Here is a 12,761-nt window from a genome sequence, read left to right on the forward strand (position 1 = left end):
CAAGGACCGGGAAAACCTTCTCCTTCCCTTCCAACAGCCTGAACGATCCATGCCCGAGCAGATGGCAATTGCGGAGCAGCAGACGTTGGAGAACTCGCGGCAGGCGCGCCAAGCGGACGCCGGTCGCTCCGAGGGTCTCGGTGGTTTCGTTCGCGGATTGATCGATTTCTTCGGCGCCTGCTCGGTTGCCGAGCTGGAGTGGCTGAATGCAGATACGATCCGGTGGCAATGGCATTCACCCGAATCGCGGCGCAGCCTCGCCCCGCTCGAAATCCGGTTGTCGGCAGGAGTGGGTGTTCTCACTCCGCTGCCCGAAGCCCCGGCGGAAACGGTTTTTTGTGTCGGCACCGTGGGTCGCCTGCCCGAGGATGCCCTGGATGCGTGGTTGCCAGAGCTGCGGCGGCTCGTGGGGCGAAACCTCTGGATTACGTTGGAGGCCAGCGGTGAACGGAGCCGTGTCTGGTGGGAACGACGCTTTCTGGCTGCGGGCTTTCGCAAACACCCGCTTACGCCGGTCCTGGTTCCCTTTGATGAATCAGCGGATCACGCGCCGGTGCAGGTGCTGGTTTTTGAAAAGATCCCGGATGCCGCGATGGCCGAGCACCCGCTGTCGGCCCTGGAAGCCGAGCGAAACCTCCACATGGACATGCTTCGCGAGCCCGGCGTGCGCTCCGACGCGCACCTGGCGCGATATGCGCTGGCGCGCCAGCATGTCCGGCCCGGGGCCGTGGTCCTGGACGCAGCCTGCGGCCTGGGATACGGCTCGGCGGTTCTGGCGGCCGGTACCGGGGCGGGCCGAATCGTGGGACTGGACTGCAGTGCGTGGGCCATCGAGTACGCGCGCCTGCACTACGCCTCCGGCGATCCGCGACTGGAGTTTCACCGGGGAGACGTGACCCGGTTGGATTTTCTGGAAGATGCGTCCGTGGATCTTGTCGTGAGCTTCGAGACGCTGGAACATCTGCCCAATCCCGAGTTGGCGTTGCGCGAGTTTGCGCGGGTTCTGAAACCGGGCGGCTTCTTCATCGGCTCCGTACCGAATCTGTGGGTGGATGAACAGGGACGGAACCCTGTGCCGTACCACCTCCATGTGTACGAGTTTGCCCAATTCCACGATCAAGTGGCGCGATGGTTCGACTGGCGAGCGCTTTACCGGCAAAATGCGGGCGGCGGGTGGAAACGCCCGCAACCACGGCGGCTCGTCCCGATCCCAGAATTGTCGCCCACTCCCGAAGACCAACGGGATGCCGAGTGGTGGATCTGTGTGGCTGAAAAGCGCAAAAATGCTGCCCGGTGCAGCGACAGCCCGAGCTCTTCGCCACAGCCGTCCCCTGAAGTGGCGGCTCCGACCCTGTTGAAAACCTCCACCACCGTGGTCCTGGCCACGAATTACCTGCTCTGGACGCCGGCCACGCGATGGATGTGGGAAACGCTGGGCGAGGAACTGGCCCGGCAGCATTGCCAGCTGGTGCTGCTGAGCACCACCTTGCCCGACCCGCCGCTGCCGTTTCCCGTGAGCCTCCACCCCTATTTGCTTCGCGATTTTGCCTCCATGTTCCCCGGCTGGACGGGGGCGGAAGGTCTGAGCGCCTCCCCCGGTGAGATGCACTGGCTCCGCGCGGACACGAGTCGGGCGGCTCACGGGTATGGACTCGATCAGGCCCTGGCAGGCCTGGCCGCGTTCCGCACCTACTACCGCGGGATGCTCGAACGGTTGCAACCAGCCTTCTTGCTGCTGGCAGACAATACGCTTGCCCAAACCGCATTGGCCCAACGCCTGGCTTGGGATTCTCATCTGCCCGGGTTGATCTACGAGCGCGGCCTGTTGCCCGATACCCTGATGGTGGAGTCTCGTGGGATCCAGGCCTGGTCGGACCTCCGAATGCACTGGCTCGCCCAGGAGATGCCACCGGCCCCCGCTGAACGGTTTGCGGCCATCCAATCCTATTATCGGACTCGAAGACCTCAGAAATATCCGCAGCCCGAAACTCCCGGTGGTGCTAAGGAGTTGCGACGACAACTGGGCGCAGATGACAAACGGTTGGTCGTGTTCCTGGGCGGGGGTTACGAAGCCAACGGGCACGGGCGTTACTCGCCAAACTATGATCGCAACTTCTTTACCGGCCTTCCCAGCACCCAGGAAGCCTTGATGGCGTTGTGGCAGGTCGTCCGGCAACGACCCGACACTGTTTTTGTGTTCAAACCTCATCCCCTGGATGCAGATCCCTATGCGGTGGCAAAGATCGAGGGCATTCCGGTGGTGCGCGACGTCAATGTCCACACGTTGATCGAAGCCGCCGACGTGATCGCCGCCCAGTACACCACGCTGCAGTTCGAGGCGGTGCTCTACGACAAGCCCGTGCTGCTGTTGGCCCGCAGCGCCTGGTGGGGACGCGGTGCGACGTACGAGGTGGACGCTCCGGAAAGCCTGGCCAGCCGGCTCGACGAAGCCCTGACCCGGCGTGGCTGGCCGGAAATCCGTGCGCGGGCTCAGGCGTTCCTTTGCTGGATCATGGATCGATTCCTGATTGGTGCTGCACCCGACGTGCCCACGCGCCGACACTTGCGCGATTTTGCGGCGTACATTGCCCGCGTGGCGATGGACAGCCGCGGCCTGCCCCCGGCCGCCTGTCGTTGGAAAGAAACCCGCAACTGGCTGGAGGCGCATCGCGCCCGGCCCAACGGTGGATGTCTATGAGCCTCGCCTGCTTGAGCGGTTTGCCGGAGGATCTGTGGCAACGGGACGCCGTACTGCGGCATGCCGAAGCGCTGCTGCAGCGCTTGCATCCGCAGATTCGCGCTGTGTCCTTCGACTTTTTCGACACCCTCGTGTGGCGCTGGACCGCCGAACCTACGGGCGTATTCAGCGAGGTCGGCCGACGGCTCCAGGAGTCGGGCAGACTTCCGCGGCATGTATCTCCGGCGGACTATCGCGTGTATCGTCGGATGGCAGAGGTGCGGGCGCGTGAGCGGCGGCTGGTCGAAGCCCCCGAATCCGAGGACATTACGCTCCAGCAGATTCTACAGGAACTGCAGACCATCGTCCCCGAATCCGATGCTGCTGGGGTTCTGGAACTGGCAGCGGAAGAAGACCTCTGCTGTCTCAACCCGGCCATGGTTCAGTTCGCCGTCCGGCTGAAGGACCGTGGACTGCGGCTGTTCATCATCTCTGATGTATACCTTTCCGGCGATCACCTGCGGGGGATCGTGCGAGCCAACGGGCTGGATCCGGCAATCTTCGATGCGATTTACACTTCCGGCGATGCGCAGAGGTGCAAAGGCACGGGCAATCTGTTTCGCAAGGTCCTGGCCGATCAAGGTTTGAAGCCCGAGCAACTGCTGCATCTGGGTGACAATGTCGAAGCGGATGTGGCCGGGGCTCACCGTGCCGGCGTGCGTGCGTTGGTCTATGAGGCGCCGGATTGTCGATTGCCCGTGGTGTTCGAGCGCGAGCGGTTCCTGCTCGGGGCTTGTAGTCCCACCTTTGCGTTGGAGTCGCTTCGAGTGTTGGCGGCGCGTGCGTTTACGGGCGACCGGGACATCGACTTCTTCGGCCGTTTTGGGGCTGCGATCATCGGGCCCGTGCTCACTCGGTTTGCCGGCTGGGCCTGCGATCAATTTGCGACCGCAGGTGTGCGCCGTGTCGGGGCCTTCATGCGAGAAGGGGCTCTGCTGGGTCGGTTGCTCGAGGCCGAGGCTCGCGCCCGCGGGCTCGCTTTGGGGGTGGAGCCGCTGTATGCCAACCGGAAAGCCACCGAGCTGGCCGCCCTCGGCCGGCTTACTGCACAAAAGCTGGTGGACTGGTTAAACCGTCGCCAAACGCTGACGGTTCGGGAGATCATGGCCGATCTGGGGCTCGGCCCCCAACTTTGCCACGGCTTGAAAATCTCCCCCGGCGAACGCCTCGCAAGTCCGGAGCGCGTCATCGAACTGGCGCGGTTCCTGTTTCGGCCGGAGATAGCCAGGAAGATCGAAGAGCGCAGCGCAGAAGAGCGACGCAAGGTGGTGGCATATCTGCAGCCGTGGCTGCACGGGGACGAGCCGTGGGGCGTCTGCGACATCGGCTACAACGCGTCCGCGCAGTGGCAACTGCACGAGATTCTGCGCTTGGAGGGCCTGCCAAGCCGCATCGTGGGCTGCTATGTCGTGACCACCGAAAACGCTGCACTTCGGGCGTTGAATGGCCTGGATGTGCGGCATTACCTGGGCAATTTTGGTCATCCCACGGCTCTATTTTGGGCCTTCTTGCGATCTCCTGCATTCGTGGAGCAATTGATGGCCGCACCTTGCGGAACGACTTTGGGCTACGACCGCGGGGCTGACGGCCGGGTGCGACCGCGGCTGGACCAACTCCGATTCCCTCCGGGGCTTTTGGAGCGTCAAAAAGCATTCCAAGATGGGGTGCTGTGGTTCCAAAGATTGTGGCTGTGGGTGCGGGGCCTGAAGCCGGGCTTGCTGGATGGCCGAAGTGTATTTTCGCAGCAGTTGCTCAATGAGCTCGATGCGGCGATGCCGGCGATTCTGGCTCGTGCGGCTGCTTTCCCGTTGCGCGAAGAAGTCCGGCGTTTCGGCGCGCTGGTGCTTGACGACTACTATTTTGCCGGTGGTGTGAAAGCGCTGTGGGGTGAGAGTGAGCGAAAGTTGTGGCGCGCCAAGGGCTATTTGGCTCTGTTGTCCGAGCAAGGCGTGCTCTGGCCTCAGGCTGTCCATCATGTCGAGAACCCAAGGGCGGCCGACGAGTTCTTCGGATACGGCAGCGCCATGCTCGGACCGGTGCCAGGGAAGGGCAGGGAACCCGAACCAGCCGCAGTTGCCGTAATCATCGCGCCACCGCGCGACGCCGGCGAGGCATCCCGCTGTCTCGGTCAACTGACGCGGGTCTTTGCCGACGAGGGACGGCTGGACGTGATGGTTTTGGCGGAGCCGAAGCTGGCCCCCCAACTCCTGGCGCTGCCGGGTGTGGATCGTGCGCGAATTCGACTCCAAGTCCATGAGCGCGAGGAGCGAACTCCGATGAGCGTTCATTTGCATCAGATTGCTCTTCGGGCTCAGGCGCCGGTGTTGTTGTTTCTTCGCTCGGATGTCGAGCTGCCGGCTCAATTCGGCGATCGGATGGCGCGTGAGCTCGCAGCTGAAGGGACGGGTGCGGTGGTGCCACATTGGCCCGAGGGCGCCATGAGTGAAGACGTAAACAGGGCAAAGCAGTTGGCCCGCTGCCTGATGGTGCGTCGACAGGCGTTCCTCGATGGCGGCGGGTTGAGCAAAGAATTGCCCGTGCCGTTGGCGTATGCGGAGCTGCTGCGTGGATTGGTGGCGACAGGTTGGAAAGTGGCGCGGCTGGATGGTGTGCGCTTGCAAGCCGACCCAGCGCGCGACGCTGCCTTGACCGCCCGGGAGCTGGAAGAGTGGCAGCGAGAATCCCGGACCTCATTAAACGCACTGCTGGAGACCCAGCCCGGCCTCGAGACCCAGGCCTGCGAAAAAGCCGATGTTTCGGACCGGGGCGGGGCGCAGAAGCCGTCGAAAGTTCCAATGCAGAGCATGCCCGGGACGGAGCACGGCCGGCGCGTGGCAGTGGACTGGATCGGAACGTTCCTCGACCACGGGAGCCTCTCTCACGTGAACCGGGAGTTTACGCGGGTTTTGAGTCAAAGGACCGATTTGGCGCTCCGCTGCGTGGCCATCGATCGTGCCTCGGATGAGACATTTGCCGCACTGGCCCGACAACTGGATCGCCAGCCCAACCCCCATGCTGCAGTGACGGTGCGACATGCGTGGCCGCCGGACTGGACCCGACCCGGCCGGGGTCGCCTGGTGGTGATTCAGCCCTGGGAGTTTGGCACTCTGCCTGTGGAGTGGATCCGGGCCGCTGCCAACGTGGACGAGTTCTGGGTACCCTCGAATTACGTCCGCCAGGTTTACGTGGATTCCGGAGTCCCTGCCGAGAAGGTGGTCGTGGTCCCGAACGGCGTGGATCCCGCGCGATTTCGCCCGGACGTCGCCCCTCGTGCCCTGCCCACCTCGAAGAAGTTTCGGTTTCTGTTCGTGGGAGGGACCATCTTCCGCAAGGGTCCGGACCTCTTGCTGGAGGCTTACGGCCGTGCGTTCACCGCGGCCGATGACGTCTGCCTGGTCATCAAGGACTTTGGGGGACGCAGCGTGTATGCCGGTCAGACCTTCGGCGAGCGAATCAAGGCGTTCCAGGCGCGGCCCGGAGCCCCTGAGATCGTTTACCTGGACGAAGAATGGCCACCGGAGGAGCTGCCCGGGCTGTATACGGCCTGCCACTGCCTGGTGCTGCCATACCGGGGCGAGGGGTTCGGGCTGCCCGTGCTCGAGGCCATGGCTTGTGGCTTGCCCGTGATCGTCACCGCGGGCGGGGCCACGGACGATTTCGTCCGTGACACCTTCGGCTGGCGCATTTCGGCGCAACGGCGTTCGATCGGAAGCAAGGTCGGCAGCCTCACCCTGGTGCGCGACGGCTGGGTGCTGGAGCCCGACCTGGAGGCGTTGATTCAAGCCATGCAGCAAGCTGCGGGCGATGCCGACGACGCGCGGGCGCGGGGCCGGGAAGCCGCTGCCTTCGCGCGCACGCATTTTTCCTGGGTGGCAGCCGCGGAGGTTGCCGCCGCGCGGCTGCAGGCCCTGGGTGAACAGGGCCCGGTCGGTGGGTGCGGGACACCTCTGAAGCAGGAAACTACGGTGAAGACTGCGCCGGTCAGCCAGCCGTCCCTTGTGCTGCCGCCGTGCGCGTTGTTGGGGAACTTGCGTCGGGCCCGCGAACTTTGGTTGCGACGCGACGCACGCGGGGCCTGGCAGGCCACGCTTCAGGCACTGGAGGAGCGGCCTTTCCACCCGGAAGCGTACCTGCTGCTGGCGGAAATCGCGCGCGGGGTCGGCGCCGGGAAGGTCGCGCGGCGATGTGCCGAGCATGCTCGCCGAATCGCTCCCGGCTACAAACCGGCCCGGAAGTTTGCCGGGCAGTCCTTCTCGGGGGACCATAAACCCGAATGGATGGAGCTGCCCGAGCCCCTGCGCGCGGATCCTGTCAGGGCGGAGCCGAGGTTGACCGTCTGCCTCATCACGCGGGACGAGGAACAGTTCCTGGGGCAGTGCCTCGAGTCGGTGCGCGGCCTCGCCCATCAAATCGTGGTGGTGGATACGGGATCGAAGGATCGCACGGTGGAGATCGCACGTGCCCATGGCGCCGAGGTGTATCATTTCTCCTGGTGCGATGATTTCAGTGCCGCGCGTAATGCCGCTCTCGAACACGCGCGCGGAGACTGGGTTCTGATGCTGGATGCCGATGAGGAGTTGACCGAGGAGGGGCGCGCTCGACTTCCCGAGGCCCTGCGCTGTCGGGAGGTGATCGCGTGGCGGTTGCCGTTGGTGGACGTGGGCCGCGAGGCCGAAGGACCGTCGTATGTGCCGCGCCTGTTCCGAAACGCACCGGGCCTGTTTTACGTGGGCCGGGTCCACGAACAGGTCTTCAGCAGCCTCGAGGTGCGGCGGGCGGAATGGGGCCTGGAAAACCGGCCGGGCGATGTGCGGTTGCGCCATCACGGTTATCGCCCCGACGTGGTGCGGGATCGGAACAAGATCCAGCGCAACCTGCGGCTGCTGGAGCAGGCGGTCCGGGAATTGCCGGGGGAACCGCATTTGTTGATGAACCTTGGACTGGAACTGGCCCGGTCGGGTCGGGAAACAGAAGCCCTGCAGCGATACCGGGAGGCCTTCGAGGCGTTGGCACGCAAGCCCGCTGGCGAGGTGGTGCCGGAATTGCGGGAAACGCTTTTAACACAACTGGCTTCGCGTCTGTTCGCCGCCCGTCAGTACGGGGAGGTCATCGACGTGCTCACCTCGCCCCTGGCGAAGAATCACGGCGGGCTGACGGCCTCTTTGCATTTTTCGCTGGGCCTGGCGTATCTGGAACGGGGGCAGTTCCGTGAGGCTGCCGACCAGATGCGCCAGTGCCTGGCGAAGCGGGACCGGCCCGCCATGGCACCCGTGTTGCCCGAGATTCGCACGGCCGCTCCGCACCACTGCCTTGCCCTGGCCTTGTGGCGTTCAGGGGACAGGGCAGGGGCCGCAGAGGCGTTTGCGGCGGCACTGCAGGGCCCGGAGCCCCTGGGTCGTGTGCGGCTGGATTATGCCCGGTTCCTGGTGGAACAGCAGCGGCCTGTGGACGCGTTGCGCACGTTGACCGAGTGCGTGACCCAGCAGCCGGACCTGGTGGAGGCATGGCGGCTGGGTGGGCAGATTGCACTGAGTCAGCCCGAGTTCCTCGAGTTCGCACGGGATTGGACGGGCGAGGCCATGCGCTATCAGGGAGCAGATTTGGCGGTGCGCGTCCAGCGAGCCAGCGCGCTGTTGTTGAGTGGAGAGGCGGGCGCAGCGCTCGACCTGTGGCAGGCCGTTGAACAAGAATCCCCGCAACCAGAGGCCATTGCCGCACGATTGATTTGCACGCTGGTTTCGCAGGAAAAAGCCGACCCGTGGCAGGCTCAAGTGGAGGAGGTGGCGGTGAGCCGCGCCTTCCTACAGTGGTATCAGCGCCTGGCACGTGTGGGCACCCGGCAGGTGCTCCTGGTGCTGCACGAAACGCTGGCCGCTTGGAGTGCAGTGCTGCCCACGGCCGGGCGGGTGCTGGAGGCGGCCGTCGCGGAAGCGCAAAAGGCTCAGCCCGTGGCGGCGAAGTAAGGCTATCAACCCTCGGTGCGCAGGTGCTTCCAGAAATGTGGACGCGCGGCGAGCCCGCGTGGGGTCCGTGATGCCCTCGCGCTCCTTGTCCTTACATTGCTTCCCGAGGGCCGGGGCGCGCGCCGGGGCTTTCCCGTGTGAGATACTTGGCCACGGCCTCGGTACGGGAGCGCACGCGCAGCTTTTCGTAAATCTTTCGGATGTGGTTGTGCACCGTGGCGTAACTGATGTTCAAGCTGCTGGCAATTTCCTTGTAAATGTAGCCCTTGGCCAACAACTCGAGCACCTGCTGTTCGCGCGGGGTCAAGTTCGGCAAATCGGTTCCGGGTGGCGCTGGTTGCCGAAAGGATTGGACGACCTTGCGGGCGATGTGACTGGTCATGGGCGACCCCCCGGCGTGGACCTGTTGAATGGCTTCCAAAAGTTCCTCCCGTGTGGCTTGCTTGAGGAGGTACCCGCTTGCACCGGCGGTCAGCGCGCTCAGGACCGTGTCCGTGTCCTCGTAAACGGTCAGCATGATAAACTCGATGTCCGGATGGGCCGCTTTCAACCGCCGGACGCATTCAATGCCGCTCAGGCCCGGGAGGTGAATGTCCACCAGCACCACCCGGGGCCGCGCGGCCGGCAACTGCTCCAGCGCCTGTTCGGCGGTGGCGTAATCGCCCACACACCGGCACGCTTTGAACCGGTTGATGGCCTGAACGAGCTTGGCTCGAACCCCGTCGTCGTCCTCCACAATCGCCACTGGAATGGTCGTGTCCATATCCTGTGCGAAGCCCAGCATGGCAGGGCAGGGGAGGGAGGGCCAGTCGCCAAAACGGGCCATCTCCGCCGGCGGGGTGGGCCCTTGGCCGGGGCACGGCGCTGCGGGAATCTCCCACGACTCATGCCTCCGGTGAGGTCCCCACGCGCGGGCGCGGCGGACTCACCACGCGGAAAACCACGCGGGTGCCCCGGCCCGGTTGGCTCTCGATGCGGCAACTGCCCCTGATCTCCGACAAACGCTGGTCCATGTGGCGCAGGCCGTTGCCTTTCGCGGCCGATTCCGGGGAAAACCCGCGCCCGTTGTCCTCGATGGAAAGTTCGAAACAGGCCCCGTTCATCTGGAATCGGACCCACACCTCGGAGGCCCCGGCGTGTTTTACCACATTGTGCAGTGCCTCCTTGCACGCCAGGTAGAGATGATGCCGCGTCTCGGCCGACAGCGGCAGTGCCGGCACCTCCAGGGGTACGTCCCAACGGCAACGGATTCCTGCGCGATTCAGGTGGTCTTGCGCGAAGCGGTTCAGGTAGGTCAACAGACTTTCGAGGCTGTCGTGGCGCGGATTGATGGCCCAAACCACTTCGTCCATGGCACGGGTGAGCCGGCGTGCGCACGCGGCGATCTCCTCGGCCAGTCTTCGCGCGGCGGGTTGACTGCTGCTTTCTTCCCGCAACGTGTCGCTCAACAGGATGATCTCCGTCAACCCGCTGCCCAGGTCGTCGTGGATGTCGCGGGCAATGCGTTGCCGCTCGAGGTCCATGGCCCGTTGCCACCGCAGATGCTCCATGCGCCGGCGCGACCGGTTCCGTTCCCAGCGCCAGACCCCGAGCGAAATCAGCCCCACCATGCTGAGCAGCCCGGCCAGTTGCACGGACCTTCGCTCCCACCACCGCGGCAGGATTGCGAGCAACAGCGAGGTGCGGGCCTCCACCCATTCGGTGTCCCCGGCACTGGCCCAGAGCCGGAAACGGTATTGCCCGGGCGGCAGGCGGTTGTAGAAGGCCGAACGCCGCGCCCCGGCTTCCACGGGTTGTCGATCCAACCCTTCGAGCTGGTAGCGATAGCGGATTCTCTCCGGCGCCACCAGATTCGGCGACGAGTACTGGAATTCATAGGACACTGCACCCGAGCGGATCTCCAGGCGATTGTCAGAACCCATCGGCAGCGGCGTGCCGTCCACCCAAACCCCGTGAAGGACCGGAGGCCAGACGCGCGGCCGTTCCAGCGACGCCTCGGGATGGAAGCGCGCAATGGCAGCGCCGTTGGGAAAGCTCAAGATTCCATCCGACGTGACGTGCGCGCTCGGCTGGCCCAGCCCGGTGCACACCTTGTAGGCCAAGCCGTGCTGCGGCGTCAGCCGATGCAAACGAAGTCGCCCTTCCGGGCCTGTCCCCGGGCTCAACAGCATGCTCGGGTTCACGGCGAAAATCCCGTTCTCGCTGCCGATCCAGAGCAGCGCTCCCTGTCGAAGCAGCGCAAGCTGGTGGTCGCTGGGCAGCCCCGCACTCGTTGTCCACGTCCGAACCACACCTCCCTCCACACAGCCCAACCCGTAGCCCAGCGTGACGAACCACAGGCGTCCCTCCTCGTCGAACGTCATGCTTCGAATTGCCCGCAGCGCGGGATGATCCGGAGAACCGGCCGGCTCAAAAACGTCCCCTTCCTGCCGGAAGAGTCCCTCGCCCGGAATCGCAGCCCAGATCCGGCCAAGGCCATCCTCGGCCAGCGCCCGGGCCGGCGTCAGCGGCAACCCGGACTCCGATCCGTAGGTGCGCGACAAGTCTCCGTCCAGACAGACCAGTCCTCCCTGTGCGCCGGCCCAGATCCGCCCGGCACGATCTTCCATCAGCGCGGTGATGCTCTGCGTCAACGCCGGCGGATGCGGCACCCGCTCGAACCGGTCGCCACCCGAGCGATACAACCCGCTGAACGTGCCCACCCACAACGTCCCATGCCGGTCCAGCAGCAACACCGGGACATAGCGACTGGTCAGGCCCTGCGCGGGCCCGATTTGCCTCCAGTGGCCGGCCTCCCAAACGAACAAGCCGGCCCCGTCGGTGCCGCCCCAGATGCGGCCATGCTCGTCCGTGCAGGTGCTCAGGAACACGTGCGGACGAAACTCGGGTGGCAAATGGAGCGCGCGCACGGGCCGCGGCCGCACCTGAAACAGGCCCAGGGTGCGGGTGCCCACCCAGATCATCCCCTGATCGTCCTCGGTCAGACATTGCACCTGCAATTGCGCAGGCGAAAGCCCCGCCGAAGCCTCGATCCATCCCGTGCCAGCCTGATGAACGAAGACGCCTCCGCCCGCGGTGGCGCACCAGACCCGTCCCTGTCGATCCTCGTAGATCACCTGCGCGCGCGATCGGGTGGAATCCTGGGGCCATGGGTAGGGCGTCAGCGGCTCCGACCACGTGCCGTCGTGCCACCGGTACACGCGGGTCCCGCGGATGCCCAAGGGCCCTGCCGAGGAGGCCGCCACCCAGAGCCCCCCCGCGCGCGCGGAGGCAACCCATCGCACCGAGGAATTCGAATCATCGGGCAACGGGACGGGCGTCCACTCACGGTTTGTCCATCGCCCCAGCCGACCCGCACACACCACCCAGCACTGGCCTTGGGCATCCAGGAGCACCTGCGAAACCGTGGTTGTTGGCAGACCGTGGTCAGGGCCGTATCCCTCCACATCGCCCTGCGGAGACACTCGCAGCAGACCGGCGCCGTCGGTCCCCAGCCACAAATGGCCTTCCCGGTCACTGCCCAGGCTCAGCACGCTGCGCCCCTGGGTGGCTCGCTCACCGCGCAAAGCAACCCGGACCCAGCCGCTGGGCTCGTGACGCAGCAACCGGCCGTCGGCCGTACCGGCCCAAAGCTGCCCGCCGGCATCCACGTGCAGCGACAATACCCGGCTGTCGCCCAGCGCCGGGGTGTTGGAGGCATGAAACCCCGTAAACTCCAATCCGTCGAACCGCACCAGTCCCGCCGGTGTCGCGATCCACAAAAAGCCATCGCTCGTGGTGGCCAGCGCATTGATCCGCGCGGAAGGGAGCCCGTGGTCCGCATCCCAGCTGCGCCACAGGAAACCGCCGTCCGGAGCCGGGTTTTGGGCCGGGAGCGAGGCAACGCCGAGCGCACCGACCGCAAGCAAGAGGAGGCCCTTGGCCCGGTGCGCGGGGCTGTTCCCCTCCTGCCGACTGGCGCTTGTCGGCCCGCCGTGTTTCATGTGCTGTTCCACCTTATGCACCCCGGCGCCACCTCACAAGAGCTGCGGCGGGTGGTACCCTTGCCTGCACAGGATGGG

4 protein-coding genes are annotated in these 12,761 nt (G+C 65.3%); 2 read left to right on the forward strand and 2 right to left on the reverse strand.

Annotated elements, in window-relative coordinates; genetic code table 11:
- The first annotated feature begins 61 nt into the window (after nucleotides 1–61).
- Together ACPDIT_RS13915 and ACPDIT_RS13920 are read left to right on the forward strand one after the other, a co-directional pair.
- A complete protein-coding gene (locus ACPDIT_RS13915; RefSeq protein ID WP_423444462.1) occupies nucleotides 62–2,698 on the forward strand; it encodes a methyltransferase domain-containing protein in 2,637 nt (878 codons plus the stop codon).
- Complete coding sequence (locus ACPDIT_RS13920; protein WP_423444463.1) at nucleotides 2,695–8,700, forward strand: glycosyltransferase; 6,006 nt, start codon at nucleotides 2,695–2,697, stop codon at nucleotides 8,698–8,700. Before ACPDIT_RS13915 ends, ACPDIT_RS13920 begins: the two co-directional genes overlap by 4 nt.
- A 91-nt stretch (nucleotides 8,701–8,791) precedes the next feature.
- On the opposite strand, the gene ACPDIT_RS13925 is transcribed toward ACPDIT_RS13920, so the two are convergent.
- Both ACPDIT_RS13925 and ACPDIT_RS13930 read right to left on the reverse strand, forming a co-directional pair.
- Nucleotides 8,792–9,484, reverse strand: coding sequence for a response regulator (locus tag ACPDIT_RS13925; RefSeq protein WP_423444465.1), 693 nt, complete (start codon nucleotides 9,482–9,484; stop codon nucleotides 8,792–8,794).
- 100 nt (nucleotides 9,485–9,584) lie between these two features.
- A complete protein-coding gene (locus tag ACPDIT_RS13930; RefSeq protein WP_423444466.1) occupies nucleotides 9,585–12,683 on the reverse strand; it encodes a sensor histidine kinase in 3,099 nt (1,032 codons plus the stop codon).
- Nucleotides 12,684–12,761 lie beyond the last annotated feature (78 nt).

Source organism: Limisphaera sp. VF-2 (assembly GCF_049537125.1).
GTDB lineage: Bacteria > Verrucomicrobiota > Verrucomicrobiia > Limisphaerales > Limisphaeraceae > Limisphaera.

Excerpts from the sequence above, each read along its gene's own strand:
- ACPDIT_RS13925 (WP_423444465.1), bottom strand. The coding sequence starts at position 9,484 with ATGCTGGGCTTCGCACAGGATATGGACACGACCATTCCAGTGGCGATT.
- ACPDIT_RS13920 (WP_423444463.1), top strand. The coding sequence starts at position 2,695 with ATGAGCCTCGCCTGCTTGAGCGGTTTGCCGGAGGATCTGTGGCAACGG.
- ACPDIT_RS13915 (WP_423444462.1), top strand. The coding sequence starts at position 62 with ATGGCAATTGCGGAGCAGCAGACGTTGGAGAACTCGCGGCAGGCGCGC.
- ACPDIT_RS13930 (WP_423444466.1), bottom strand. The coding sequence starts at position 12,683 with ATGAAACACGGCGGGCCGACAAGCGCCAGTCGGCAGGAGGGGAACAGC.